The organism is Thermoactinomyces vulgaris, from assembly GCF_005886755.1.
Lineage (GTDB): Bacteria > Bacillota > Bacilli > Thermoactinomycetales > Thermoactinomycetaceae > Thermoactinomyces > Thermoactinomyces vulgaris.
This window is the reverse complement of the sequence record NZ_CP039710.1, coordinates 743985-768174: the sequence shown is the minus strand read 5'-3', so window position 1 is coordinate 768174 and position 24190 is coordinate 743985. Positions and strand designations below refer to the sequence as shown.

Sequence of the window (24190 nt, the reverse complement as noted above, 5' to 3'; positions counted from 1 at the left end):
CTCCCTTTCTGGTCAGACCTCATCATTTTGCGGGGCAGCAAGTCCCAAATCGGCAAATATGGCCATACCCCGGGCCAACTTCACCGCCGTCTCAAACAACGGCATCACAAGTGCCGCCCCGCTGGCTTCCCCCAAACGCATCTCTGCATGCATCAACGGTTTGAAACCCAGCTCGTCCAACAAAACGGCATGTCCCGGTTCCACTGACAGATGGGAAGCAAATAAACAGGGGCGGACTTCCGGTTTCCATTTCACCGCCGCCAAAGCGGCCGCCGTGGAAATCAATCCATCAATGATGACGGGAATCCGGTGTTCGGCCGCCCCCACATAAGCTCCCACCATGGCTGCAATCTCCAGCCCGCCGACTTTTTCCAACACCTCCAGCGGCTTCTCCGGATCGGGCCGGTGAAAATCGATCGCCCTTTGGATCACTTCGCATTTTCGCGCATACGCCTCCGGAGAAACCCCGGAGCCTTTTCCCGTCAACGACGGAACCGGTTTTCCCGTGAGCCCGGCCGCCACCGCGGATCCTGCCGTGGTATTGCCGATTCCCAATTCCCCCACAGCCAACAAGCGGACATTCCTTTCGCTCAACCGCCGGACGGTCTCTCTCCCCACTTGGATCGCTTCCAACACCTCTTGGTGGGTCATCGCCTTTTCTTTTAAAAAGTTGCGAGTGCCATTGCGCACCCGGGCGGATATCACGGATTTCGGTATTTTTTCCCGTTCACTCCCGACATCCACCACAACCAGCCCGGCGCCGGCCGCTTCCGCCAAAAGGTTCACCGCCGCTTTTCCACGGTCGAAGGTTTCCATCATCAGGCCGGTCACTTCTTTCGGATACGGGCTGACCCCTTCTTCGGTCACCCCGTGATCCCCGCAAAACACGGCCACTGCTTTTTGGCTCAAATCCGGGAACATTTCCCCCGTAATGGCGGCCAGGCGGATCATGATTTCTTCCAATTGTCCCAAGCTGCCCACCGGTTTGGTCAATTGGTCGACATGTTGTTTCATTTTGCCGGCCATTTCTTTGTCCAACGGCGGAATTTCAATCTTTTCAATCTCGTTGATCAATGTCTCCCCCCGCTTTCTACAGGTAACTTCATTCAAGGATATTATAGATGAAACAGCCGCACGAACCGGTTGTTAAAAAATTGATTGTTGAAAGATAAATTTCTTTTGTTAAAATATTCTTCAATTACCCTTTCTTTATTTCCCCGTTTCTTTGACGAGCTGAGATTAAAGTTGAGGTGAGCAAATTGAGACCACGAACATTGTTTGAGAAGGTTTGGGATCGCCATGTTATTGAGCAGGAAAAAGGAAAACCCGCCATCTTGTACATCGATTTGCATTTGGTGCATGAAGTCACCTCCCCGCAAGCGTTTGAAGGACTACGGCTTCAGGGACGCAAAGTCCGGCGGCCGGACTTGACCGTCGCCACCATGGATCATAATGTTCCCACCACCGACCGCCATCTGCCGGTCAAAGACCCGATTTCCCAAAAACAAATGGAAACCTTGGAGAAAAACTGCAAAGAATTTGGCATTTCCCTTTTCGATCTGCATCACCAAAACCAAGGAATTGTCCACGTCATCGGCCCCGAGCTCGGGCTCACCCTGCCCGGGAAAACCATCGTATGCGGGGACAGCCACACTTCCACACACGGGGCATTCGGCGCCTTGGCATTCGGAATTGGAACCAGTGAAGTGGAACACGTCTTGGCCACGCAATGCTTGCAACAACTCAAGCCCAAAACGATGCGCATCCACTTTAACGGGGACCTTCGCCCCGGAGTCACGGCCAAAGATGCCATTCTTGCCGTGATCCGCCAAATCGGCACAGACGGAGCCACCGGCTATGTGATTGAATATACCGGCAAAGCCATTGAAAAGATGTCCATGGAAGAACGGATGACGGTATGCAACATGTCCATTGAAGCGGGTGCCCGCGCCGGCATGATCGCGCCGGATGAAACCACTTTTGAATATTTGAAAGACCGCCCTTACGCCCCCAAAGGGGAAGATTTTGAAAAAGCGGTCCGGGAATGGCGGCAGCTGGCCAGCGATCCGGGCGCGATGTATGATGCATACATCGAAATCGACGCCTCATCCATTGCACCGCAGGTAACCTGGGGAACCAGCCCTGGAATGGGGACGGATATTACCGAAACCGTGCCGGACCCTTCCTCTTTCCCGACAGAAACCGAAGCCAAAGCGGCCCGGCGGGCGTTGGAGTACATGGGATTGAAACCGGGCACGCCGATATCGGAAATCGAGATTGATCAAGTATTCATCGGCTCCTGTACCAATTCACGCATTGAAGATTTGCGGGCGGCGGCCAAAGTGGTCAGAGGATACAAAGTGGCCCCGCAAGTGAAGGCCATGGTGGTTCCCGGTTCCCAACAAGTGAAACTGCAGGCGGAAAAGGAAGGATTGGACAAAATATTTTTGGAAGCCGGGTTCGAATGGCGCGAGTCGGGTTGCAGCATGTGTTTGGGAATGAATCCGGATATTTTGAAACCCGGTGAGCGATGCGCCTCCACTTCCAACCGGAACTTCGAGGGCCGGCAAGGCCGCGGTGGCAGAACCCACCTGGTCTCCCCGGCCATGGCGGCAGCAGCAGCCGTCGCCGGTCATTTTGTCGATGTGCGCAACTGGCAATACCGGGATGAGGAGGGAAAAGTCCATGCAACCACTTAAACAACATAAGGGAATCGTTTGCCCGTTGGACCGGGCCAATGTGGATACAGATGCCATCATTCCCAAACAGTTTTTAAAACGGATCGAACGGACCGGATTTGGCCAATTCCTGTTTCACGATTGGCGGTTCACCGGTGACGGAAACCCGGATCCGGATTTTGTCCTCAACCAGCCGGAATACAAGGAAGCCAGTGTGTTATTGGCACGGAAAAACTTCGGCTGCGGCTCTTCCCGCGAGCATGCCCCCTGGGCTCTTCAGGATTACGGATTTCGTGTGATTATCGCACCCGGTTTTGCGGATATTTTTTACAACAATTGTTTTAAAAACGGAATTCTTCCCGTTTCGCTTTCGGAAGAACAGGTGGACCGGCTCTTTCAAAACACCTTCAAAAAAGACGGTTACACCTTGACCATCGACTTGGAAAAACAAGAAGTGCGGGACGATGCGGGGCTTTGCTTCCGCTTTGAAATCGATCCCTATCGCCGCTTCTGTTTAATGAACGGGTTGGATGACATCGGCATCACGCTGCAATATGAAAACCAAATCGCTCAATATGAAAATGAGCTTCCCTCTTTTTACAGCGTGAAATCATAATCCATGCAAAAGGCATAGGCCGCTTTTACAGGTGGCGCTATGCCTTACTTTTCGGATTGCCGGCACGGGATTCGGGCGGATTGTTGAAGAAGCACCGCCATCGCTTTCTGAAACGTTTGTGGATCGATCAGGCCCATCGACTTTAATTCCCGGACCTCTTCCATCATCAACTCCACATCCCCCAGCTGATCCCCTGTATAGATGATGGTTCCAAATTGTTTTAACAACTGACGTACCTCGGTCATGCCACGCATCGGATGTATCCTTTCTTCTCTTGTGTTATACTGAATATGACCTCACTGAAAGAGGTGTTCTTTTTGCCTTATACAAACTTTATTCCCGTCAAACGAATGATCGGGCATTTGATCATATCCCAAAAACGGAATCATTGGGCCAGCACACTGACCACCAAAGAACTGATTTTCCAAAAACCACATTTATCCTATCACATCCTTTTAAATGATGTCATCGGCATCATTCCCTGTGAGATGAAAGGACTGCATCCACAGCCGGATCACGATTTATTGATAACTTTGAAAAATCCATCCCGTTACTATAAAATCTCAGTCCACAAATTGTTTGTCATCAACCGGAACGGTGTGTTCACCAACGGGGCAACGGATTTGATCGTACCGTTAAACCACCGTTTCTTAAAACATGTGGAAAAACATACAAATTTGACGATGTTACCTTCATAAAAAAAGAGCCTTTGTCAGGCTCTTTTTTGTTGTTGCACACTGCTTAATTGGGGAAGCGCTTTTCTCACCGCCATCACCACCGGCACGGCCAGGATCGCTTTCATCAAATCTCCCGGCAGAAAAACCAACAGAGAGGAAATCCATGTGGTTTGGTTCAGCGGAAGGTCAAGCACCGTAACCAGCCACGGAAAACCAATCAAATGAATCAAAATCACTCCGCCGACGACATGGGCCAATCCGAGTTTCCAAGCATTGAGTGTGTCCTTTCGGATCCATCTTTCCACCATCCAACCGGTCAATCCGGCGGCAAACACCCAGCTGATGATGTAACCTCCCGTCGGGCCGGCCAGAGCGGCGATACCGCTTTTTCCCCCGCTTAAAACCGGCGCTCCGGCGACGACCAAGGCAATAAAGACGACCATGGAAATCATTCCCCGCCGGGCTCCCAGCACGGATCCCGCCAGCATCACCACAAGGGTTTGCAAGGTAATCGGAGCCGGGCCGATATGAACCGCAAATGCCCCGCTGACCGCAAGCATGGCAACAAACATGGCCATCCATGTCATATCCCGCACCTTCAAAGCAGATCGACGCATCAGCTAACCCCATTTCGATAAATGATTTCTCCTCTTTACAATAGCGATCCCTGCTTTTATTGTCAACTCCAATTATCGATATGGTTTACATTCGGCTTTTGACCGGCACTTGAGTCATCCGCCCTTCCTCTCTCCCGGCTGCAGCCATATGATATACAACCTGGCTTCGCGGATGGGGAGTGAAATGGATGCCTGATGGAAAGTTAAAAAAACAACGTGTATCGTCCGCTTCACCTGCACAACATCCGGCAAACATCTTTGTGCCGGTCTGTCGCCGAGTCCGGAGAGGGGTGGTTTCCATCATCACCCAAGAAAAAAGCCCGGGGACTTATCTTCCGCTTCCCAAAAATTTGCTTCACCTGTTTGTCCCCGGACTGAACGATTCCCCGGTCCCTCCCAAAAACCATTTTGGCTCCGGGTTTATCATTCACCCGCAAGGCTACATTTTGACCAATGCCCATGTCATCAAAAATGCTTCACGCATTGACGTAAAGTTGGATCATTTCCAAAAACGGTTTACCGGGATGCCGGTTTGGACCGATGACAAACGCGATTTGGCCGTCCTCAAAATCAAATCCCCGCGTCCGTTACCCGCATTGTCCCTGGGAACATCCCGGGATGCCGACATCGGGGAATGGGTGTTGGCGGTCGGCAACCCTTTTGGCTTGGAACACACGGTCACATTGGGGATCATCAGCGGCAAAAACCGGCCGCTTAAAGTCGGGCGGCGTTATTATAAAAACGTGATTCAAACCGATGCTGCCATCAATCCGGGAAACAGCGGCGGACCTTTGATCAACATCCAGGGAAAAGTGATCGGGATGAACACACTGATCATTTATCCCTCCCAATGTCTCGGATTCGCCATTCCCATGGAAGAGATCCGCCCGCATATCAAGCGCTATTTGCCCCAATGATGCCAGAGTCAAACACTGAGGGTTTGCTCCTTTTTCCCTTTGTTTTTCATATTCCAAAGCACAGAACCGGTCCACAAAACCAAAATGATTGCGTAAACCCCCCATTGTCCGGTGGAGGGAACCTTCAAAAATTTCAACACCGGTCCCACATTGACCAGAACAATGAAACCGCCGACCAACACGCCCAACAAATGGGACGGGATCACCCGCACCAGCCATGCCGCGATCGGCGCTGCCACGACTCCGCCAATCACGATGGCTGCCACCCAGTAAACGTGAAAAGTTTCCCAACCGAGAAAGAGCAAAAACCCCAAGGAGGCGGAAACAGCCACAATAAATTCACTTGTATCCACCGTGCCAATCACTTTTCTGGGCGTGACAGCATCTCTTGCCAACAACATGGGGGTTGTAATCGGTCCCCATCCCCCGCCTCCGACCGCATCAAAAAATCCTCCCGCCAATCCGAGCGGAATCAAATAAGTATTGGATAAATTCGTTTTTTTGGCTTTCCACGAGGAAACCGTGATATACCGACAAACAATATAAATCCCCATCAGCATTAAAAACAAAGAAATAAAAGGTTTGATCCGGTCTCCCGGTATGCCGCTTAAAAAAGCGGCTCCCGCAAAAGCACTGACACCTCCCGGAACAGCCAGTTTGAAGAGGATTTTTCTGTCCACATTTCCAAACCATAAATGGGATGCGCCGGAGACAGCGGTCGTCGCCACTTCCGCCAGATGAATCGATGCCGAAGCCACTGCAGGAGCCACCCCGAAAAACAACAGCAAAGAGGCAGAAGTTGCCCCGTAAGCCATTCCCAGCGACCCGTCGATCAACTGCGCGAAAAAACCGACAATGCCAAGAACCAGGAGTTTTTTCATAAATGCCCCCCTTAAACAAGCATTCATTTTTGAAACGGATGAAAGGGGAGCGCCGCATCAGGCAAGCTCCCGCCCACATGTTTTACACCCCCACTTTATTCCGGAGCCCCTCAATTAATACTTCCACCACTTCGGGACGGGAAAATTCCGGAGGCGGCGCAATTCCTTCCGACAACATCTTTCTCACTTTCGTTCCGGAAAGAATGACATGATGTTCTCCATCATGCGGACAAGTTTTGTACGAAGCCATGCCGGCACACTTTTTACAATAAAAGCTGTGTTCAAAAAAGAGCGGGTTGATCCCCAGTTCCTCTGCAGTAAAATTGGAGAAAATTTTCTGCGCATCATAGGTGCCGTAATAATCGCCGACCCCGGCATGGTCCCTTCCCACGATAAAATGAGTACAGCCGTAGTTTTTGCGCACCAAAGCATGAAGGACGGCTTCACGGGGACCGGCATAGCGCATGGCCGCCGGATAACCTCCCAAGAAGACCCGGTTTTCCGGATAGTAATGTTTTAAAATCACTTCATAGCTTTTCATGCGGACATCCACCGGAATATCATCGGCTTTCGTTTGTCCGACCAACGGATGCAGAAACAGTCCGTCCACCGTCTCCAAAGCCGATTTTTGGATGTACTCATGGGCACGGTGCACCGGATTTCTCGTTTGAAACCCGACCACCTTTTTCCACCCGCGCTTTTGGAAAATCTCCCGCGTTTCGGCCGGATCGAACAGCCGGTCTTCAAACGGATATTTCGGGCGTTCCAGCAACCAGATGTCCCCGCCCAGGTTTAACGGCGATTGACGGAACAGATTTTTCACCCCCGGATGGGCTTCCTCTTCCGTCTTGTAAACCAACCGGGCTTCTTTGCGCAAATCGACACGGTAAAGCTCTTCCACCTGGACAACTGCAATGATTTTTTGTTCTTTATCGAGCAAGGAAACATACTCCGCCCCGGCAATCTCTTTTTCCCGCTCTATTGGAACAGGCAAGGTCACCGGAATGCTCCAGACCGTTCCGTCCGACAATCGCATGGTTTCACAGACTGACCGGTAGTCTTTTTCTTTTAAAAAACCGGTCAAAGGTGAGAAAACCCCGGTGGCAATGCAAAGCAAATCCGACACGGTGCGGTTGGAAACGGGGAGCTTCGGAAAATGCCCCGCCCGACTCAACCAAACTTGTTTTTCCTCTCCTGTCAAAACGCGGTTTACCAACACGCCTCCGTGTGGTGCGATCAAATCTCCCATGATGTATACTCCTCTCCAAGCATTTTCATCGAGCCCTCTCCCCGGGGGGATTCCCGGTCAATGCGGATTGAAAAGATCCCGCGATTCAAGCGCCCCCGGCGCCAAAGCGGAATGGAATGAGATGAGCGTGCTTTTTGGAAAAATGGTGAATCAATTGACCGGACTGTTATGAAGCCCGCATTCAATTTTGTTGGTCCCCGACCAGCGTCCGGCTCGCGGATCTTCCCCGGGACGGACCGGGCGGGTGCACGGCTGGCAACCGATGCTCGGATACTGCCTGTCATGCAACGAATTGTACGGAATTTGATGATCATGAATATAAGTCCAGACTTGTTTGGTGTTCCAGAAAGCCAGGGGATTCAGCTTGAGCAACCCAAACCCTTGATCCCACTCCACCACCTGCGTATGGGCACGGGTGGGGGCTTGTTCACGCCGGATTCCGGTGATCCATCCCTGGTAGTTTTTCAACACTTTTTTCAAAGGCTCAACTTTGCGGAGCTTACAACATAAATCAGGATTTCTTTTCCACAGTTCGCCGCCGTATTTCTCCGCTTGTTCCTCCAACGTGAGTTCGGGCGAAACGCGGATGAATTCTTTTTGGTATTTCTCGGACAGCCGGTCCCGGACTTCATAGGTTTCCTGAAAGTGCAGGCCGGTGTCGAGATAAAAAATGTCCAATTCCGGATCGACTTTGAATGCCATATCCACCAAAGCCACGTCTTCATATCCGAAACTGCAAGCCAACACCAACCGGGAAACCCCCAGTTGTTCCACTCCCCAACGGATGATTTCCTGAGGATGGAAGTCTTTCAACTCTTCTGCCACGATTTTGATTTGTTCCGGATTCCATCTTTCTTCTCCACTCAATGTCGGCCAATACCGTTCCCGGGTCATTTGTCGTTCTCCTTTCTTTCGGATCCGTTTAATACATATCCGGTTCCTTGGCGAACCCTTTTTTTCTCTTCAATCACCCACTCTTTGACCGCAGGCGTTTTGATCGTGTAACGTTCCAACTCTTTTTCTGCATATTCAAAAGCTTTTTCCTCCGTCGGCGCCAGAACGATGACGTTGTAAGAACCGTCCGGTTCTTTCTCTGCCACCAAGCGGTACAGATACAATTCCCGGCTCATACAGCAGGCACCACCCGCTGGCGGATCTCATCAAACTGTTTCTGAATCGCTTCGATTCCGGCACGTTTCACAAAGTCGCCGAATTTCTCCCCTTCTTTCCGTTCGCGTTTGTAGAAAAGAATGATTTCTTTTAACACCGGCGCCACATATTCTTTGGTGACCCGTCCCTTTAACTGCGTGTTAAACTTTCCTTGTCCGTATAAATGCCCGCCGACCGAGATGGTGTAAGCTTCCACCATTCCTTGGGCCGTTTTCGCCTTCCCGCCCATGAGACCGATGTCGGCAATTTGTTGTTGCCCGCAGGAATTGGGACAACCGTTGATATGAATCCGGATGGGTTCGTCCAACCGGATCTCCTGGTCCAGAAAGTTGACCACTTCTTTCAAAAACCCTTTGGTTTCGGTCAGCGCCAGATTGCAAAATTCAATTCCCGTGCAGGAAACGGCATACCCCTCAAACGTTTTTGGAAACGGGCTCAGCCTTTTTAAGAGAGGCTCTTTCAACAGATCCTCCACTTTGTCATCCGGCACATCGGTCAGAATCACATTTTGCGTGTTGGCGGTGCGCACCGAGCCGGATCCATAGTGGTCCGCCAGATCGGCCAAACCGTCAAACTCGTCTGCCGACGTGCGCCCCAACGGAATGTTTAAACCGACATAGTTCAGCCCCGGCTGTTTTTGCGGGTGAACCCCGGTGAAGTAACCGGCGTTCCAACCGGCGATTTTATCTTCACCCCGGGACGGATACTCACCGATATACTCTTTCAAGATTTCCAAAAAATGCTCCGGCCCCCAATCCGCAACCAAAAACTTCAGGCGCGCTTTATGCCGCTTTTTCCGGTATCCGTAATCGCGGAACACTTTTGTCACGCCGACCGCCACATCGACAACCTGTTCGGGACGGACGAAAAGATCCAGCTGCTGAGCCAAATGCGGCCGGTTGGAAAGCCCTCCCCCCACCCAGACATGGAAACCGACCGTCTCTTTGCCATCCAACATTTTCAATGCCGGTGTAAACGAAAGATCGTTGATCTGGGCATGAGCCGGATTGTAGACACTGGATGAGACAGAAATTTTGTATTTTCTGGGCAAGTTGGAAAATTCCCGATTTAACAGCAACTTTTCATTCAGTTTGGCAACGATGGGACGGGTGTCCACCAACTCATGCGGATCGATTCCGGCCAGCGGGTTGCCGGTGATGTTACGGGGGCAATCGCCACAAGCTTCAAAGGTGTAAAGACCGACTTCTTCCAAACGACGGAAGATATCCGGAAGATTTTCCACTCGAATCCAATGATATTGAATCGCTTGGCGTGTCGTCACATCGATCAGCCCGCGACCGTACTCCCTCGACAAGCCGGCCACCACCCGCACCTGCCGGCTGTTTAAAATCCCGGAAGGAACACGGATGCGGATCATAAAATAGCCGTCTTTTTTCGGGCGCTGTTGATAGACTCCCGCCCACTTGAACAAAGCAAATTTTTCCTCGGGAATCGATTCAAATCCCTTCTTAGAATAAATATGAATAATCTCGTCGATAATGTCTAAACCATCCTGCTCCAACTTTTGCAATTCGAACGGATTCAACTGTTCCGGATTGTTCGCCCAAGGCCAATGGTTTTTCATCCCCGCTTCCACTCCTTCGTTCTCCTTGAAAATAAAAAAATCCCTTTTCCATGAGGGAAAAAGGGATCCATACCACTTGCCTTTTTCTCCTCATATTCGAACAGTGACTGTTCTCTGGATTTGGCACCAAGCCGCGCGGCCGGTTGCCGAGGGTTCATCGGGCCAGTCCCTCCGCCTCTCTTTATGAGGATATTCCTAAACCATAAATACCTATCAAACAACTATGTTTTAATTGCTTGAAATTAGATTAACAAATTACTCCCGTTATTGTCAACCATTTCAGAAGAATCGTTTTGTCTTGAAAAATCAAGGCTTTGGACTGCCTGCGAAACCGCCTGTTTAAGGCATGCATCCCGGTTCGTCTTTTTCAAAAAACGCACTTTGATTACAATAGAAGAGATGATTCAAAAAAAGGGGGAAACCGGATCATGGAAATCGTCGTCTATCTTGCAGGTCAAATTCATGACGACTGGAGGGCAAAACTGCGCCAAAAAGCTGAAGAACGGGGCCTGCCCGTCATTTTTAAAGGGCCGCAGGAAAATCACAGCCGTTCGGATGACATCGGCGAACAGATCAAAGGAAAACAGCCCAATGCGGTTTACCGGGATCAAGCCGCTTCGGAACTGAACAATTTGCGCACCCGGGTTTGGATGGAAAAAGCCGACATCGTCATCGCCTTGTTTGGCGAAAAATACCGGCAATGGAACACCGCAATGGATGCATCGTTGGCAATTGCCTTAAACAAGCCCCTGATTTTGGTGCGTCCGGAAAGCTTGCACCATCCGTTGAAAGAAATCAGCCAGCGGGCACAAGTGACGGTCGAAACCGTCGATCAGGCCCTGGATGCCCTGGCTTATATCTTTGAAGAATGAGACAGGAAAGGGAGGCGGTTTTCCGCCTCCCTTTTCACGGTTTTTCACATTTTTTCCGCCGGGGGTTACGATCGGGTCAGCCGGGCCGGTGTATCATCAAACACAATAAAATTCAGATTGATATTTAACAGCATGACATCTTTTCCGGTCTCCTGATCCCGCAAAATAAAATAATCCCTGCCCACTTGGCGCAACACCCCGCTGAACACCCGGTTCCTCCATTCCTCGCTCCCTTCATAAGTCATATAAGCCGTCACTCGTTTTCCGATATTGCTTTGCAACAAGTCTTCCGAGAATCTGCGGTCCTGTCTTTGGGGCTGTCCTTGTTCCGGTTGCCTTTGACTGACTTGCGCATCGGAATAAAACGGATACGGAGCATGATATGGATAAGACCAATACACCATTTGTTTCCCTCCAGTTCTTAAAATTGATAAACAGCCGGACAATCCGAAGCTTCAGGAATATAAAAACAATGGCTTTTGTATCTCCCGGAATGTGTCTGATTAAACCAGGTTGCCGGACATTCCCCCGTTGGCCGGAAAAACCACAAGGCCCGTTTGGCGGGATCAAAACGCTGTCCCTGAATGGCCTTTCGGGCCAACCGAATATCCTGCTGGCGGGCCGGTTGATAAAAATACGGCATTTGCACGGCTTCAAAACCGCCTGGGGATTGGAAAACCATCTGTTGCAGGTTACGGATCCCCTCAAAATCGAGACAGTTGGCAATCACCCGGTTGACACCCACATTGCCAACCAGCAACATCCCCATTTGCCCGTCCCCTTCCGCTTCCGCCCGCATCAATCTGGCCAACAGCTTGACATGTGATTCCGGGGCCTGAATAACCGCCATACCATCCCCCCTGAGACCAACATATGCCCCCCTGCCCCAAAAAAGAACCGGTCAATTCTTTCGGAAAATAGAAATAACTTTTGGAAAGAACACTTCTTTTGGTGTATTCTGAATATAGGAGGTGACCGGCTTGCTTCCCCTGTTCAACAACCGAACCGACCGCTGTTGCCAACTTTCCTGGAAGTTTCGGAAGTTACGCCGCAAATGGCGTCATCACTGGCTGTGGATCCCCTTTTTCATCCCCGTCTGGATTTACGAACAAGTCCGGCTGGGTTTCTTCCCGTTTATTCATTTCCAACTTCTCCACACTTGCAACCCTTGGGAACGGAAACTGTATTACGCGCTTTATTCCAAATTCGGGCGTGACGTCAAAATCCGCTATCCCATTCACCGTCATCGGGTGGCAATCGCCATTCCCAAATACAAACTGGCTTTGGAATGCGACGGGGACACGGTGATCCGTCCCAAAAAACAACTCCGATTTCAAACGAAAAAACATGATTTGGGAAAGCAAGGCTGGAAAGTGATGCGCTTTTCACGCCGCCGCCTGTCCGGGGAAATGGACCAAGTCATCCGAGAAATTACAGAATATACAAACATCATGAAAAAAAGAAAATCCCCGGGGCAATTCACATGACAAGCGGTCGCATCCGGTCGCGGGGGCGGAAAAAGGGGCCCGGTCGGCTTTTCACAAGGAGGGAATCTTCCATGATTCAAGGCTTGTATGAAGTTCATTTTCAAGTGGAAGATCTGGACCGTTCCGTCGAATTTTATCAAAAACTGGGGCTGACTCCGGCCTGGAGAAATGATGTTGTCGCTTTTATGTGGATTGAACCCGAAAAAAGCTGGCTGGGCCTCTGGCAAAAGCCCGGCGGGAACCATGTATTCGCCAAACACATCGCCTTTCGCATCAACTTTCAGGATATGCCCGAAGCCATCCGCTGGCTCAAGGAAAAAGGGATCGAACCGGTAAAAGACGGGCGTTTTGAACCGGTCGAGCCCGTGGTGCGCCCGTTTCAAAGAAACGCTTCTCTGTATTTTGAAGATCTGGACGGCCATAATCTGGAACTGATCTGCACCATCCCCGATGACATTTCCCCGGATCTTCCGAAAATGTATTGGAGCGAATGGGAAAAACTTCGCGCAAAAAAATAAACCTCCCGCTGAAACGGCGGAACCCTCTTAAAAATCGACAAGCTTGCACCGGCTGATATCATAGAAGAAGAACTCCCGAACCTGCCCCAAAAAAGGAGGAAAATAAAAAGATGCCCGAGATAATTGAAGTAAAAAATCCAGCCACCGGAGAATTGATCCAAAAAGTGAAAGCCCATACCGAAGAGGAAATTACCGGGGCCATCCGGAAAGGACACGAAAGTTTTTCCGCCTGGTCCAAAACCAATGCCCATGAACGCTCCCGCTTGCTCCGGGCATGGTCAGATCGCATTCAAAAAAACAAGGAAAACATCGCACGAATCATGACGCTGGAAAGCGGAAAACCGCTGACCGAATCTCTTGCGGAGGTCGACTATGCCGTCAGTTATATTGATTGGTACGCCGAAGAAGCCAAACGGCTGTATGGCCGGACCATTCCCGCCCACACCGGATCGAAACGGATTGTCGTCACCCGTCAACCCGTCGGTCTGGTGGCGGCCATCACGCCTTGGAATTTTCCCGCGGCCATGATGACCAGAAAAGCCGCACCCGCTCTGGCAGCCGGCTGTACGTTTATTGTAAAACCGGCAGAAGAAACGCCGTTGACCACCATGGAACTGGTCAAATTGGCGCATGAAGCCGGCATCCCGGAAGGGGTCATCCAATACGTCAACGGGTTGGGGCCTTTCATCGGCAAACTCTTTACCGACAGCCCCTGGATTCAAAAAATCTCCTTTACCGGCTCCACCGAGGTCGGAAAGTTGCTGATGAAAAACAGTGCCGCCACCGTCAAGCGCATTTCCATGGAGCTGGGCGGCCATGCTCCCGTCATTGTGGCCGAAGATGCCGACCTCGAGCTTGCCGTCCGGCAAACCATCCTTTCCAAATTCCGAAACGCCGGGCAAACCTGCATTTGCGCCAACCGCCTGCTGGTTCACGAAAGCATCGCCGAAGCCTTCTCCCAAAAATTAGCGGACAGCGTGCGGAAATTAAAAGTCGGCAACGGCCTGGATGAAGAGACCGACGTCGGTCCGGTCATCAACGAAAAAAGCTTTGACAAAATCAAGGAACAGATCGAAGATGCCGTCCAAAAAGGTGCGCGCGTGCTGTGCGGAAACACTTACAGAGCCGACCGCGAACTAGGGTATTTCTTTGTCGATCCGACCATCCTCGGCCATGCCAAGCCCGACATGAAAATCATGCAGGAAGAAACATTCGGACCGGTTCTTCCCATCCTGTCCTTCAAAAGCCTGGAAGAAGCCGTGGAGATTGCCAACAGCACCCCTTACGGCCTGGCGGCTTATTTCTTCACCAATGATTATCGCACCGGCATTTACTTGAACGAACATCTGGATTTCGGCATTATCGGCTGGAACGATGGAGCACCGTCTGCTGCTCATGCCCCGTTTGGCGGAATGAAAGAAAGCGGCATCGGCCGGGAAGGCGGCTTGGAAGGAATGGAACCGTATTTGGAGACGAAGTATTTATCCATCGGAAATCTGTAAAAATGTAAAAGGCCCGAAAAAAAGCCGGTTGATCATGAACAATCAATCGGCTTTTGGCATGATGTCTTCTTTTTTACGTTTTTCATCATTCGTTTGATTTATTCCAAATTGCTGTGGCGTCGGACGGCTTTATCATGAGCCACTTCTTTCATCCTTCCATATTCCAGGCATACGGCATCCAGCAAAATATGGACACTTTGGTCAAACAGCGATCCCAGAGGTTGAATGGTTTTCAATTCCTTGGCGCGCCGGTGCTTGGTTGCCGCCAGAACACGGAGGATCTTCACGTCCGTTTGTGCAAGGGGGGGACGCATCATCGGTCGTCACGGCAATCACCCTGCACCCGATGGATTGGGCTTTCTCCGCTGTCCAAACCACATGACGGGTGGTGCCCGATCCCGAAACGGCAACCAGCCAGTCCCCCGCTTCAATGGACGACATAATCGTTTCGCCTGCCACATACACCTTGGCACCCAAGTGCATCAGCCGCATGGCAAACGATTTGGCCATGAATCCGGAGCGGCCTTCCCCCACGACAAAGATCCGCCCGGCCTTTTGCAATGCCACGGCGATTTCTTTGATTTCTTCTTCTTTCACCTGCCGGATCACCGCGTCCACTTCTTTTAAAATGGCTTGAGCTGTCGACATGGCTTATTACCCCTTTACAATGGCCTGTTTCAACTGTCTGGCCGCCTCTTTTGGATTCTCCGCTTTGGTGATGGCGGTGCCGACAATCACCACCGAAGGATGGAAGGACTTTCTCAACTTCCCCAAGAAACTTAGCGTAATCCCGCCTGCTGTCGCCCATCTCACCGACGGAACCGGAATCGCCGCACACTTTTCCCTTTCAGGCCGCACCCCTTCTTCCTGCTCATCCTTGCTCACATGCAGGCAAAAAACGGCCTCATCGTATTTTAATAACTCTCTTACTTGATCTTCCGGGGTGTTCAACAAATCAACCATCACCGTCTTGCCATGGCGGCGTGGCACATCCATGCAGGTCTCGATGGTAACCAGCGGTGCCACTCTTGCAAATTCTGCATTCACCCTGCGCATCGAATTGATTTTTTATCAATTTTAAATATTTTTCAATCCATTTTTTATTGTTATAATTAACTTAATTATTAATTTTTATTTTTAGCCGTGTTAAAAGAAACCGGAAAACATCCAGCCCGCCTTCTGTGTCTTCTACAGATCCGGACAAGATTCTGCGCATTCCCGCAGCTGCCCGGGGCGTTCATCGGATGCAATGATCGGAGGCTCCAACGGAAGGAACAGGAGGAGAACAGATGGCCGTTTTGTCACTGATATTTTTGCAGATCATTCTGCCGCTGTTGATTCTGCTGGCTGTTGGTGTGATTTTGCAAAAAATCTTCGCCTTGCATTTAAAATCCTTTTCCAAGCTGTTAACGTATTGCCTCTTGCCGGCCAACACGTTCGTCAATGTCTACCAAAGCCGCATGCCGCTGGCGATTTTCGGGCAAATCATCTTGTTTTTGCTGTTGTTTTCCACTTTCTCCATCTCCTTTACCGAAATCATCAGCCGGGTCACGAAGATGGACCGGAAAACGGCGGCCACCTATAAGAACAGTGTGGTTTTGATGAATTCGGCCAACTATGGGATTCCAGTCAGCCAGATGGTTTTCCATGCCAATCCGCTGGGAGTTTCCATTCAATTGTTTGTGATGATTTTTCAAAACCTGCTCACCTTCACCTACGGGATTTTCAACTTGGTGAGCGCCAAAAGCGGAGTGCAATCCGTGATCAAAGAGCTGTTAAAACTCCCCATGTTGTATGCGCTCCTGCTCGGTCTTATCTGTTCCGGTTTTCAGATCGAAATTCCCTCCATCCTGTGGGGGCCGGTCGGGAACATGGCCAACGCGTTTCTGGCAGTCGCTTTGATCACGCTCGGCGCACAAATCGCCACCATCCGGCCCGGCAAACTCCATCCGATTTTGTACCTGAGCACTTTTTCCCGGTTGGTGATCGGGCCCGGTGCCGCACTCGGCATCATCTTCCTGCTGGGGTTGGACGGCACGGTCGCACAATCCTTGTTTATCGCCAGTTCCTTCCCCACTTCACGAAACAGCTCCATTTTGGCTTTGGAATACAACAACCATCCCGATCTGGCTGCACAGGCCGTCTTGATCACCACCTTGCTCAGCACAATGACGGTCACGCTGGTGGTTTATCTCGCCGGAATCCTTTTTCCGGTCACCACTTGACAGGAGGGGCAAATGATGCTTGCACTCACGGGTTACCTGATGGTCTTTTTGTTTATGTACCTGATCATGTCGAAAAAGATGCCCACACTCATTGCACTGATGATCATCCCGGTCCTTTTTGCCGTATTCACCGGACATGCTTCCGAAATGGGCCATATGGCTTTGGAGGGAATCAAAGATTTGGCACCGACCGGGATCATGCTTTTGTTTGCAATTCTTTATTTTGGCATCATGATTGATGCCGGCTTGTTTGACCCCATCGTAACCAGAATCTTAAAGGCGGTGAAAGGAGATCCGGCAAAGATCGTCATGGGGACGGCCGTCCTTGCACTGGTCGTTTCCCTGGACGGGGACGGCACCACCAGTTACATGATCACCGTTTCCGCCTTTCTTCCGCTGTACCGGCGTTTAAACATGAATCCGCTGATCCTGCCGGGGATCACCGTAATGTCGGTCAGTTTGACCAATATGGTGCCATGGGGAGGACCCACCGCCCGTGCGGCCGCCGCATTGGGCGTGGATGCCGGCGATGTGTTCGTCCCTTTGATTCCTTCCATGATCGGCGGGGCCGTTTGGATCCTCTTCACCGCATTTTGGTTGGGGCGCCGGGAAAGAAAGCGGCTGGGAGTGATCCCCCTGGATGAAAAGGGCATCAAAAACCTGCAAAAAGAATCCTCCCCTGAAGGGGATACTTCCTTGAAACGCCCGAAACTGCTGTGGGCCAATGCCATCTTGACCGTTCTTTTGCTCATCGGCCTGATCAAAGGCATTATGCCGCTGCCGGTGTTGTTTATGCTCGCCTTTTCCCTTGCCGTCATGATCAACTATCCCGATCCCGAACAGCAAAAAGAACGGCTCGCATCCCATGCCGGAAACGCCCTTGCCGTTGTCTCCCTGGTCTTTGCCGCCGGCATTTTCACGGGGATCCTCTCGGGCACCAAAATGGTGGACGCCATGGCTTCCAGCCTGATCTCCATCATTCCGGACTCTTGGGGACCGGCTTTTCATCTCATCATTGCGGTGACCAGCATTCCGTTCACCTTTTTCATGTCCAACGATGCTTACTATTTCGGCGTGGTTCCCATTTTGGCTGAAGCCGCCGCTTCCTACGGTTATTCTGCCGTCGAGATCGCCCGGGCATCATTGCTGGGGCAACCGGTTCACTTGTTAAGCCCGCTCGTGCCCGCCACTTACCTTTTGGTGGGGATGTCAAAAGTCGACTTTGGGGAATTTCAGCGCTTTACAATCCTTTGGGCCATCGGCACGGCAATGGCTACGATCATCACCGCCTTGGCCACCAAAGTCATCTTTTGAACCGGGGACCGGGACGGCCGGCTCTACAGACGGATCTGGTATTTTTTCAGCTTTTTGTAGAGTGTCACCCGGGATATCCTTAATTTTCTGGCAGCTTGGGATTTGTTGCCGGCCGTCTCTTTTAATGCCTGTTCAATCAACTGTTTCTCCATGTGATCTTTTTCACCGGACAAGCTGCGGGGGTTTTCCGCACCACGCTCCGAAAAAGACGGGGCATCCGGATGTTGAAAAAAGCTGACCAAATCTTCTTTTTGGATCACCGGTTTTTCCGACAGGATCACGACCCGTTCCATCAGATTGCGCAGTTCCCGCACATTTCCCGGCCATGGATGCTGAAGCAAAACCGGCATGGCATCCGGCTGGATTTCGGGAACCGGCACTTGATACCGGCTGGCAAATTGCTCCAAAAAATATTGCGCCAACAGGGGGATATCCTCCACCCGCTCTCTTAAGGGAGGCATGGTCAGCTGAATGACGTTTAACCGGTAATACAAATCGGAACGGAATTTTTTTTCTTCCATCAGCTTGTTAAGATCCTGATTGGTCGCGGCGATAAACCGGACATCCACTTTTCTCCCCTTGGAATCCCCGATGCGGTAAAGGACTTGCTCTTGCAACACCCGGAGCAACTTCACCTGCATCTCCAACGGAAGCTCTCCCACTTCATCCAAAAACAGGGTGCCGCCGTGGGCCATTTCAATTTTTCCGGGTTTTCCTTTTTTCTGTGCCCCGGTGAAGGAACCGCCTTCATACCCGAACAATTCACTTTCAAACAAAGCGTGTGGAATCGCCCCGCAATTCACGGGGATAAACGGCCCTTTTCTCCGTGCGCTGGCTTCGTGGATGGCCCGGGCGCAAATTTCTTTCCCGGTTCCGCTTTCCCCCAGAATCAATGTGGTTGCGTCCGCTTTGGCACTTTTATTGGCAATTGCGATCGTTTTTCGGAGGGCTTTGCTTTTTCCGATCAATTTGGAAAAGGGAAGGATCTCCTGATCCGTGTGAACGCGTTGCCTCAATTCCTGCAGCTCCCGGGATGTCGTGATCAGGTTTTCATTCAATTTCACCAACTGGGTGATGTCCCGTTCGACCGACACCGCTCCAATCAATTCCCTGTTCCCGTCAAAAATGGGGCTGGTATTGATGACAACATGTTTGTCATGGCGAGGGCGATGATATTTATTTTTCACTTTTTTCTTTGTTTTCAGGACCTTCAAAACCATTAAATCGTCATGGAAAAAAAAATCCGTGATTTTTTTGCCCAGGATCTCCTCTTTTTTAATGTTGTAAGTCTCTTCCGCCGCTTCATTCCAAAAAATCACATTCATCTTTTTATCCACAATCGTAATCGCATCATCTTCCGTCGACAACACCGCCTGCAAATAAAAGTGATGAGGATTTGTCACTTTCCCCGCCCCTTTCGGCTCAATGTGGATGAATCCGACTGTAAGCAGGTGTTAACCCTGTTTACAATATTGTTAATAATATTTTACACATTAACAAGATTATCAGCAAATGAAATCGCTTCCAGACAAATGAAAACAACATGATTAAACCGATTTCATTTTGTTGGCACATTCCTTGCATAGAAAAAGGGCAAAGCATTTTTTCTTGAGTCATTGATTCATTTTTAAAATCATTGATCTTTTAAAGGAGGTTTTCTCATGGTTGTCCCTTACAAACATGAACCTTTTACCGATTTCAAGGATCCGGCTAATCGCGAGGCATTTGAAAAAGCTTTGCAAAAAGTCCGCAGTGAACTTGGAAAAGAATATCCGCTGGTCATCAACGGCGAACGGATTTACACCGAAGATAAATTGGTTTCCGTCAACCCCGCCAACAAAGATCAAGTGATCGGAAAGGTTTCAAAAGCAACCAAAAAACACATTGACCAGGCATTTGAAGCAGCGAACGAAGCCTTTAAAATTTGGCGGAAAATGTCCCCGGAAGCCCGCGCCAACGTGCTCTTTAAGGCCGCTGCCATCACCCGTCGCAGAAAGCATGAAATTTCCGCATGGCTCGTCTACGATGCCGGAAAACCCTGGGATCAAGCCGATGCGGATACGGCCGAAGGCATTGACTTTTTGGAATACTACGGAAGACAAATGCTGGAAATTGCCAAAGGGGAAAAAGTAAACAGCCGTCCCATTGAACAAAACACCTTGTTTTACCAGCCGATGGGACCGGGCGTCACGATTCCGCCGTGGAACTTCGCCTTTGCCATTGTATGCGGAACGACCGTCGCCCCCATCGTTGCCGGAAACCCGGTTCTGATGAAACCGTCGGAAAACACCCCCGTCGTCGCTTACAAAGTCGTGGAAATTTTGGAAGAAGCCGGTCTCCCCAAAGGCGTGCTCAACTTTGTCCCGGGAGATCCCGCGGAAATCGGGGACTATCTGGTTGACCATAAAGACACACACTTCATCAACTTTACCGGTTCCAGAGCCACCGGTGTCCGCATCTATGAACGCGCTGCCAAGGTGCAGGAAGGTCAGACCCACCTGAAACGGGTGATTGCGGAAATGGGAGGCAAGGACACGATCATCGTGGACAAAGATGCAGACTTGGAATTGGCTGCCGATGCCATCGTCTATTCTGCCTTCGGATTCTCCGGACAAAAATGTTCCGCCTGCTCCCGGGTCGTGGTTCATGAGGATGTTTACGACGAAGTGATCGAAAAAACGGTTCAGCGCACCAAAGCGTTGACAGTGGGAAATCCGGCGGAAGAAGATGTGTACATGGGTGCCGTGATCAATCAAAAACAATTTGACAAAATCAAAAGCTACATTGAAATCGGCAAAACCGAAGGAACCCTTGTCTACGGCGGACAAACGGATGATTCCAAAGGATATTTCGTCCACCCGACAATCTTCAAAGATGTGGATCCCAAAGCCCGCATCATGCAGGAAGAAATTTTCGGCCCGGTGGTTGCGTTCACCAAAGCCCGTGATTTTGATGAAATGCTGGAAATCGCAAACAACACGGAATACGGTTTGACCGGAGCCGTGATTTCGAATAACCGGGAACATCTGGAACGGGCAAGATATGAATTCCATGTCGGAAACCTTTACTTTAACAGAGGATGCACCGCGGCCATTGTCGGTTATCAGCCTTTCGGCGGATTCAAAATGTCCGGTACCGATTCCAAAGCAGGAGGCCCTGACCACCTGAAATTATTCATGGAAGCAAAAACGGTTTCCGAAACGTATTGATCGCAGATCGGAAACAGATGAAAGGGATGGGGGCTGTGCAGAAATTGTTGCGTAATTTTTTCATCCGTTTATCTACCAATAAATTTTTAAACCAAAGCGCCCGGAAATGGGGATTTCGCTTGGGGGCCGAACGGTTTGTGGCCGGCACGGACATTGAAAGCGTCACACGCACCATCAAAAAGATGAATCAACAAGGCATCAGCTGTACGGTAGATAACCTGGGGGAATTTGTCTTTCACAAAGAAGAATCCATCCAAGCCAAAAACCAAATCATCGCGATGCTCAATAAAATCAATGAAGAAAATCTGGATTGCCATGTCTCGGTCAAATTGACCCAGTTGGGGCTGGACATCGATCAGGACTTTTGCATTGGAAACATGAAAGAGATCCTGGACATCGCCGCCCGATACGACATTTTCATCAACATTGACATGGAAGACTACATTCACTTCCAACCGACCATCGACGTTTTAAAAACATTGCTGAAAGACTATAACAATGTGGGAACCGTGATCCAAAGCTATTTGCGATGCGCGGAAGAAGTGACGGATGAACTCCGGGATGTCCGCCTCCGGATCGTCAAAGGAGCGTATAAAGAAAGTCCGGATGTCGCCTTTCAATCCAAAGAGGATATTGACCGGAACTTTTTGAAACTGGCCAAGAAAAGACTGACCGGACCGGCTTTCACTTCCATTGCCACGCATGATCACCGGATCATCGGCGAACTGAAAAAGTTCGTCGCCGAAAACGGGATCCCGACGGACCGGTTTGAGTTTCAAATGCTCTATGGATTCCGGCAAGAGATGCAATATGATTTGGCCAAAGAGGGATACCGGATGACCACTTACATGCCCTTTGGCCATGACTGGTTCGGCTATTACATGCGCCGGTTGGCCGAACGCCCGCAAAATCTGAATCTGATCTTCAAAGACGTTTTCAACCGGAAATCCTCCTGAGCCGAAAAGGCGGCGTCACCAGCAGATGGGTGACACCGCCTTCTTCTTTGCCATCCGTTCAGGTTTGCCGGTATGCCACTTGCCCGTTGACAATGGTCATTCGCGTCTTCGTCTTTCCCCACTCCCCGGGATCTGTGGCAAACAAATCCCGGTCATAAACCGTCATATCTGCATAATAACCAACCTGCAGGCGTCCCCGCTCTTTTTCCTCCCCGGCTGCATAAGCACTACCTTTAGAAAATAAGGCTAAAGCTTCGGTCAAGCTCAGTTTCTGCCGGGGGAAATAGCCCGGATGATCTTCTTCCGGTGACCGCCGGGTGACCGCCGCATGAAGTCCCCACACGGGATGAAGCGGCTCGATCGGCGCATCGCTTCCGCCTGCCAGGTGAACACCGGATTGAAGCAATGTTTTCCAGGCATAAGCACACGCCATCAAATCTTCTTCGACGCGGTCCAACACCCAGGGAAAATCGCTGGCCACAAACCGGGGCTGGATGTCCACAGCCACCGGCATGGTTTTCAGTTTCGAAATGAGATCCGGCCGCAAAAATTGTCCGTGAATGAGCCGATGGCGAAGCGTGTGGCCTGTTTTGCCGGGAACCACCGGACAGGACTGCATGGCCTTCAACACATATTCGGCGGCTTGATCGCCAATGGCGTGAGCTGCCACCGGCATCCGTTGTTCCGCTGCCGTTTGCGTCAACCGGATCAATTCTCCCGGTTCGTGAATCAAAAGCCCGTAATGATCCGGTTCATCCCGGTACGGTCTGGAAAGAAGTGCCGTCTTTCCTCCCAACGATCCGTCCGCAAAAATTTTCATCGCCCCGATCCGGAACCACTCGTCCCCATCCCCGGCATTCCACGAACTTTCTTTCAGCTCTTCCAAATAAGGATGATAAATTAATTGATGAGTCCGCAACCACACGCCTTCTTCCCTAAGCTCCCGGTATATCCGGATCAACTCGGACAAACTTTCGACATAACGCAGATCTTCGGTATGGACGGCGGTCAACCCGCAAGCCAACGCCTCTTGCATCGCCAGGCGGATGGTTTCCTTTTTTTCCGTGTAATCCGGTTTCGGTTGGACATCATAAAAAAACCGGGTGGCATTTTCATAAACCCGTCCGTTCAACCGTCCCTTTTCATCCCGTCCCCATTTTCCCTGCTCCGGATCTTTTTCCCCTTCCCGGATTCCGGCCATTTGGTAAGCCAGGCGGTTGACCAGACCGGCATGATGGCAGATGCGGATCAGAAAAAGGGGATGATCCCCGCTTGCTTCATCCAGCTCTTCCAATGTCGGGATTTCGCCTTGCATTTGATTTTCATCCCATCCCATTCCCAAGATCCATTGCCGCGGTTTTAACGACCCGGCCCGGGTACGGATGGCTTGCAACAGTTCTTCTTTGGAACGGCAGAAACTCACATCCATCCACCGCCTTTTTTGCCCGACCCCCGACAAATGCACATGGCTGTCGGCCAGTCCCGGATAAATGTAGCCGCCTTCCAGATCCACCTTCTTCACATCCGGACGCCCGTACTCCAGAAGAATGGAATCATTTTCGCCGATGGCCGCAATCCGCCCGTCCCGCACCACCACGGCTTCCACAGAGGAAGCGCCGGTAGCCGGACGAATGTGTCCATGGTGAAAAATCACCGTCCCTTTCATCTTTCTTCTCCCCCGTTTCATGAATGGAACATGCTTACTCCCATCATAGCG

26 protein-coding genes and 1 riboswitch are annotated in these 24190 nt (G+C 50.7%); of the genes, 12 read left to right on the top strand and 14 right to left on the bottom strand.

The window, feature by feature from the left end:
* Positions 1-12: 12 nt before the first annotated feature.
* Positions 13-1074 (bottom strand): nicotinate-nucleotide--dimethylbenzimidazole phosphoribosyltransferase, encoded by a 1062-nt coding sequence (cobT, locus tag FA954_RS03960; protein ID WP_138614884.1) that lies wholly within the window; start codon positions 1072-1074, stop codon positions 13-15.
* A 185-nt stretch (positions 1075-1259) separates the two neighbouring features.
* Here cobT and leuC point away from each other — a divergent pair, with 185 nt between their 5' ends.
* Both leuC and leuD read left to right on the top strand, forming a co-directional pair.
* Positions 1260-2699, top strand: coding sequence for a 3-isopropylmalate dehydratase large subunit (leuC, locus tag FA954_RS03955; RefSeq protein WP_138614883.1), 1440 nt, complete (start codon positions 1260-1262; stop codon positions 2697-2699).
* Positions 2686-3294: a 3-isopropylmalate dehydratase small subunit gene (gene leuD / locus FA954_RS03950; protein ID WP_121874148.1), complete on the top strand. Its 609-nt coding sequence runs from the start codon at positions 2686-2688 to the stop codon at positions 3292-3294. The genes leuC and leuD overlap by 14 nt, the downstream gene beginning before the upstream one ends.
* A gap of 44 nt (positions 3295-3338) precedes the next feature.
* On the opposite strand, the gene FA954_RS03945 is transcribed toward leuD, so the two are convergent.
* Complete coding sequence (locus FA954_RS03945; protein ID WP_121874147.1) at positions 3339-3548, bottom strand: YqgQ family protein; 210 nt, start codon at positions 3546-3548, stop codon at positions 3339-3341.
* Positions 3549-3611: 63 nt separating this feature from the next.
* On the opposite strand from FA954_RS03945, the gene FA954_RS03940 reads away from it, so the two are divergent.
* Complete coding sequence (locus FA954_RS03940) at positions 3612-3992, top strand: hypothetical protein (RefSeq protein ID WP_121874146.1); 381 nt, start codon at positions 3612-3614, stop codon at positions 3990-3992.
* Positions 3993-4006: 14 nt separating this feature from the next.
* Here FA954_RS03940 and FA954_RS03935 read toward each other — a convergent pair whose 3' ends face one another.
* On the bottom strand, positions 4007-4588 hold the full coding sequence (locus FA954_RS03935; protein ID WP_198051192.1) for a biotin transporter BioY: 582 nt from the start codon (positions 4586-4588) through the stop codon (positions 4007-4009).
* 188 nt (positions 4589-4776) lie between these two features.
* Here FA954_RS03935 and FA954_RS03930 point away from each other — a divergent pair, with 188 nt between their 5' ends.
* On the top strand, positions 4777-5505 hold the full coding sequence (locus FA954_RS03930) for a S1C family serine protease (RefSeq protein WP_121874145.1): 729 nt from the start codon (positions 4777-4779) through the stop codon (positions 5503-5505).
* An 8-nt stretch (positions 5506-5513) separates the two neighbouring features.
* On the opposite strand, the gene FA954_RS03925 is transcribed toward FA954_RS03930, so the two are convergent.
* From FA954_RS03925 to FA954_RS03905, 5 genes are all read right to left on the bottom strand, one after another.
* Positions 5514-6386 carry a sulfite exporter TauE/SafE family protein gene (locus FA954_RS03925; RefSeq protein ID WP_121874144.1) on the bottom strand — a complete coding sequence of 291 codons (873 nt, stop codon included), beginning with the start codon at positions 6384-6386 and terminating at the stop codon, positions 5514-5516.
* Between the two features lie 82 nt (positions 6387-6468).
* On the bottom strand, positions 6469-7635 hold the full coding sequence (gene sat, locus FA954_RS03920) for a sulfate adenylyltransferase (RefSeq protein ID WP_121874143.1): 1167 nt from the start codon (positions 7633-7635) through the stop codon (positions 6469-6471).
* Between the two features lie 150 nt (positions 7636-7785).
* Positions 7786-8529, bottom strand: coding sequence for a phosphoadenylyl-sulfate reductase (locus FA954_RS03915; protein ID WP_138614882.1), 744 nt, complete (start codon positions 8527-8529; stop codon positions 7786-7788).
* On the bottom strand, positions 8526-8765 hold the full coding sequence (locus tag FA954_RS03910) for a DUF3906 family protein (protein ID WP_037994066.1): 240 nt from the start codon (positions 8763-8765) through the stop codon (positions 8526-8528). The genes FA954_RS03915 and FA954_RS03910 overlap by 4 nt, the downstream gene beginning before the upstream one ends.
* Positions 8762-10390, bottom strand: a complete 1629-nt coding sequence (locus tag FA954_RS03905; RefSeq protein ID WP_138614881.1) for a nitrite/sulfite reductase — start codon at positions 10388-10390, stop codon at positions 8762-8764. Before FA954_RS03905 ends, FA954_RS03910 begins: the two co-directional genes overlap by 4 nt.
* A gap of 87 nt (positions 10391-10477) precedes the next feature.
* Positions 10478-10580, bottom strand: a riboswitch (SAM riboswitch).
* Between the two features lie 238 nt (positions 10581-10818).
* On the opposite strand from FA954_RS03905, the gene FA954_RS03900 reads away from it, so the two are divergent.
* Entirely contained in the window at positions 10819-11262 is a 444-nt protein-coding gene (locus FA954_RS03900) for a YtoQ family protein (RefSeq protein WP_037994068.1), read from the top strand.
* A 65-nt stretch (positions 11263-11327) separates the two neighbouring features.
* Here the strand turns inward: FA954_RS03900 and FA954_RS03895 are convergent, their stop codons facing one another.
* Positions 11328-11666, bottom strand: a complete 339-nt coding sequence (locus FA954_RS03895) for a spore coat protein GerQ (protein WP_052186650.1) — start codon at positions 11664-11666, stop codon at positions 11328-11330.
* A 17-nt stretch (positions 11667-11683) separates the two neighbouring features.
* Positions 11684-12112 (bottom strand): cell wall hydrolase, encoded by a 429-nt coding sequence (locus tag FA954_RS03890; RefSeq protein WP_037994070.1) that lies wholly within the window; start codon positions 12110-12112, stop codon positions 11684-11686.
* A gap of 130 nt (positions 12113-12242) precedes the next feature.
* Here FA954_RS03890 and FA954_RS03885 point away from each other — a divergent pair, with 130 nt between their 5' ends.
* From FA954_RS03885 to FA954_RS03875, 3 genes are all read left to right on the top strand, one after another.
* Positions 12243-12749 carry a DUF559 domain-containing protein gene (locus FA954_RS03885; RefSeq protein ID WP_052186712.1) on the top strand — a complete coding sequence of 169 codons (507 nt, stop codon included), beginning with the start codon at positions 12243-12245 and terminating at the stop codon, positions 12747-12749.
* Positions 12750-12820: 71 nt separating this feature from the next.
* The gene (locus tag FA954_RS03880) at positions 12821-13267 is read left to right on the top strand and encodes a VOC family protein (RefSeq protein WP_037995847.1); all 447 of its coding nucleotides are present in this window, start codon (positions 12821-12823) and stop codon (positions 13265-13267) included.
* Positions 13268-13377: 110 nt separating this feature from the next.
* Positions 13378-14769, top strand: a complete 1392-nt coding sequence (locus FA954_RS03875; RefSeq protein ID WP_037995849.1) for an NAD-dependent succinate-semialdehyde dehydrogenase — start codon at positions 13378-13380, stop codon at positions 14767-14769.
* Positions 14770-14970: 201 nt separating this feature from the next.
* Here FA954_RS03875 and FA954_RS03870 read toward each other — a convergent pair whose 3' ends face one another.
* Positions 14971-15417: an SIS domain-containing protein gene (locus FA954_RS03870; protein WP_342353657.1), complete on the bottom strand. Its 447-nt coding sequence runs from the start codon at positions 15415-15417 to the stop codon at positions 14971-14973.
* A gap of 6 nt (positions 15418-15423) precedes the next feature.
* Entirely contained in the window at positions 15424-15816 is a 393-nt protein-coding gene (locus FA954_RS03865) for an orotidine 5'-phosphate decarboxylase / HUMPS family protein (protein WP_138614880.1), read from the bottom strand.
* Positions 15817-16058: 242 nt separating this feature from the next.
* Here FA954_RS03865 and FA954_RS03860 point away from each other — a divergent pair, with 242 nt between their 5' ends.
* Both FA954_RS03860 and FA954_RS03855 read left to right on the top strand, forming a co-directional pair.
* Positions 16059-16994: an AEC family transporter gene (locus tag FA954_RS03860; RefSeq protein ID WP_037995851.1), complete on the top strand. Its 936-nt coding sequence runs from the start codon at positions 16059-16061 to the stop codon at positions 16992-16994.
* A gap of 15 nt (positions 16995-17009) precedes the next feature.
* A complete protein-coding gene (locus FA954_RS03855; protein ID WP_037995854.1) occupies positions 17010-18308 on the top strand; it encodes a CitMHS family transporter in 1299 nt (432 codons plus the stop codon).
* 23 nt (positions 18309-18331) lie between these two features.
* On the opposite strand, the gene FA954_RS03850 is transcribed toward FA954_RS03855, so the two are convergent.
* On the bottom strand, positions 18332-19711 hold the full coding sequence (locus FA954_RS03850; RefSeq protein WP_049720503.1) for a sigma-54 interaction domain-containing protein: 1380 nt from the start codon (positions 19709-19711) through the stop codon (positions 18332-18334).
* Positions 19712-19969: 258 nt separating this feature from the next.
* On the opposite strand from FA954_RS03850, the gene pruA reads away from it, so the two are divergent.
* Both pruA and FA954_RS03840 read left to right on the top strand, forming a co-directional pair.
* Positions 19970-21517: an L-glutamate gamma-semialdehyde dehydrogenase gene (gene pruA, locus FA954_RS03845; protein ID WP_037995856.1), complete on the top strand. Its 1548-nt coding sequence runs from the start codon at positions 19970-19972 to the stop codon at positions 21515-21517.
* Between the two features lie 26 nt (positions 21518-21543).
* Positions 21544-22473, top strand: a complete 930-nt coding sequence (locus tag FA954_RS03840) for a proline dehydrogenase family protein (RefSeq protein WP_037995914.1) — start codon at positions 21544-21546, stop codon at positions 22471-22473.
* 58 nt (positions 22474-22531) lie between these two features.
* Here FA954_RS03840 and FA954_RS03835 read toward each other — a convergent pair whose 3' ends face one another.
* Positions 22532-24139, bottom strand: a complete 1608-nt coding sequence (locus FA954_RS03835) for an amidohydrolase (RefSeq protein WP_037995858.1) — start codon at positions 24137-24139, stop codon at positions 22532-22534.
* Positions 24140-24190 lie beyond the last annotated feature (51 nt).

Excerpts from the sequence above, each read along its gene's own strand:
- leuD (WP_121874148.1), top strand. The coding sequence starts at position 2,686 with ATGCAACCACTTAAACAACATAAGGGAATCGTTTGCCCGTTGGACCGG.
- FA954_RS03945 (WP_121874147.1), bottom strand. The coding sequence starts at position 3,548 with ATGCGTGGCATGACCGAGGTACGTCAGTTGTTAAAACAATTTGGAACC.
- FA954_RS03935 (WP_198051192.1), bottom strand. The coding sequence starts at position 4,588 with ATGCGTCGATCTGCTTTGAAGGTGCGGGATATGACATGGATGGCCATG.
- FA954_RS03930 (WP_121874145.1), top strand. The coding sequence starts at position 4,777 with ATGCCTGATGGAAAGTTAAAAAAACAACGTGTATCGTCCGCTTCACCT.
- FA954_RS03925 (WP_121874144.1), bottom strand. The coding sequence starts at position 6,386 with ATGAAAAAACTCCTGGTTCTTGGCATTGTCGGTTTTTTCGCGCAGTTG.
- sat (WP_121874143.1), bottom strand. The coding sequence starts at position 7,635 with ATGGGAGATTTGATCGCACCACACGGAGGCGTGTTGGTAAACCGCGTT.
- FA954_RS03915 (WP_138614882.1), bottom strand. The coding sequence starts at position 8,529 with ATGACCCGGGAACGGTATTGGCCGACATTGAGTGGAGAAGAAAGATGG.
- FA954_RS03910 (WP_037994066.1), bottom strand. The coding sequence starts at position 8,765 with ATGAGCCGGGAATTGTATCTGTACCGCTTGGTGGCAGAGAAAGAACCG.
- FA954_RS03905 (WP_138614881.1), bottom strand. The coding sequence starts at position 10,390 with ATGAAAAACCATTGGCCTTGGGCGAACAATCCGGAACAGTTGAATCCG.
- FA954_RS03900 (WP_037994068.1), top strand. The coding sequence starts at position 10,819 with ATGGAAATCGTCGTCTATCTTGCAGGTCAAATTCATGACGACTGGAGG.
- FA954_RS03895 (WP_052186650.1), bottom strand. The coding sequence starts at position 11,666 with ATGGTGTATTGGTCTTATCCATATCATGCTCCGTATCCGTTTTATTCC.
- FA954_RS03890 (WP_037994070.1), bottom strand. The coding sequence starts at position 12,112 with ATGGCGGTTATTCAGGCCCCGGAATCACATGTCAAGCTGTTGGCCAGA.
- FA954_RS03880 (WP_037995847.1), top strand. The coding sequence starts at position 12,821 with ATGATTCAAGGCTTGTATGAAGTTCATTTTCAAGTGGAAGATCTGGAC.
- FA954_RS03875 (WP_037995849.1), top strand. The coding sequence starts at position 13,378 with ATGCCCGAGATAATTGAAGTAAAAAATCCAGCCACCGGAGAATTGATC.
- FA954_RS03870 (WP_342353657.1), bottom strand. The coding sequence starts at position 15,417 with ATGTCGACAGCTCAAGCCATTTTAAAAGAAGTGGACGCGGTGATCCGG.
- FA954_RS03860 (WP_037995851.1), top strand. The coding sequence starts at position 16,059 with ATGGCCGTTTTGTCACTGATATTTTTGCAGATCATTCTGCCGCTGTTG.
- FA954_RS03855 (WP_037995854.1), top strand. The coding sequence starts at position 17,010 with ATGCTTGCACTCACGGGTTACCTGATGGTCTTTTTGTTTATGTACCTG.
- pruA (WP_037995856.1), top strand. The coding sequence starts at position 19,970 with ATGGTTGTCCCTTACAAACATGAACCTTTTACCGATTTCAAGGATCCG.
- FA954_RS03840 (WP_037995914.1), top strand. The coding sequence starts at position 21,544 with ATGGGGGCTGTGCAGAAATTGTTGCGTAATTTTTTCATCCGTTTATCT.
- FA954_RS03835 (WP_037995858.1), bottom strand. The coding sequence starts at position 24,139 with ATGAAAGGGACGGTGATTTTTCACCATGGACACATTCGTCCGGCTACC.